Origin of the sequence: Protofrankia sp. Cj3, from assembly GCF_917627355.1 — a bacterium.
Classification (GTDB): domain Bacteria; phylum Actinomycetota; class Actinomycetes; order Frankiales; family Frankiaceae; genus Protofrankia.
On sequence record NZ_CAKJTR010000132.1, the window covers coordinates 13,995 to 14,862 of the forward strand.

Below are 868 nucleotides of genomic sequence, written 5' to 3' on the forward strand. Positions count from 1 at the left end.
CGCAGGCCCAGCATCAGACCACACATGAAGATCGGCCCGTACGGGTCGTCGTGCATGGCTCGGGTGAGCGCCCGGACGTCATCGACGTGCAGGGCACGGAGCCGCCGCAGCGGCACCGACGGTCCTTTGACCGCCTTCGCGACGTTGCGGGGTACGAGGTCGAGCCGGTGCGCGTCCGCGAGCGCGTTACGTAGCACCCCATGGATGAACTGAAGGCTACGGGGCGAGCGCCCGGCATCCCGAGCTTTCCCGATCAGCCTGGTGACGTCGGACGGGGTGAGTTTCAGGAGTTGGACCCGGCCCACCACCGGCACGATGTAGAGATCGACGGCCCACCGGTACCCGGCGAGGGTGGTGGGACGGGTTCCGTCCTCTCCCTTCATCCGGAGCCATTCGGTCAGCCACTCCGAAACGGTCCGGTTCGGAGCGGTCAGGTTCACGCCCTGTTCCGCAGCTTTCTGGATTTCCTTGAGCTTGCGCCGGCATTCCTTTTCGGTCTTGGCATAGACGGTCTTGCGGACGCGCTTCCCGTCGATCCAGCCGAGGTCGACGCGCCCGACCCACAGGCCGTCACTGGCCCGCTGAAAGAGTGCTCCGTCCCCGTGGCTTCGCCGCCGGTCTCGGCGGGTGGGGGTGTTCGGTGTCTGGCGCTCCGAGCCGTGACGGTCAGGGTCGGTGGGTTCGTTGCCGTCCGTGGGGTCGGCCGGGTCCTGCCGCTTGCCGGACATGATGAAAGATCACTCCTTGCCGAAAGGTGAAAAACAGGGAGAAATTGCCGGAGGAGGCGTGATACTCCGGGGTTCCGGTCCTCTGGGCGCGGGAGGGTCTGCCGGGAAACCGGCCGCGTCCAGGGCACTACGTGTCACTG

At 66.7% G+C, this 868-nt stretch carries 1 pseudogene; it reads right to left on the reverse strand.

The features are described from left to right. Positions 1–728, reverse strand: a pseudogene (locus MJ783_RS16825) (site-specific integrase); the annotation flags it as partial. Between the last annotated feature and the right edge of the window lie 140 nt (positions 729–868).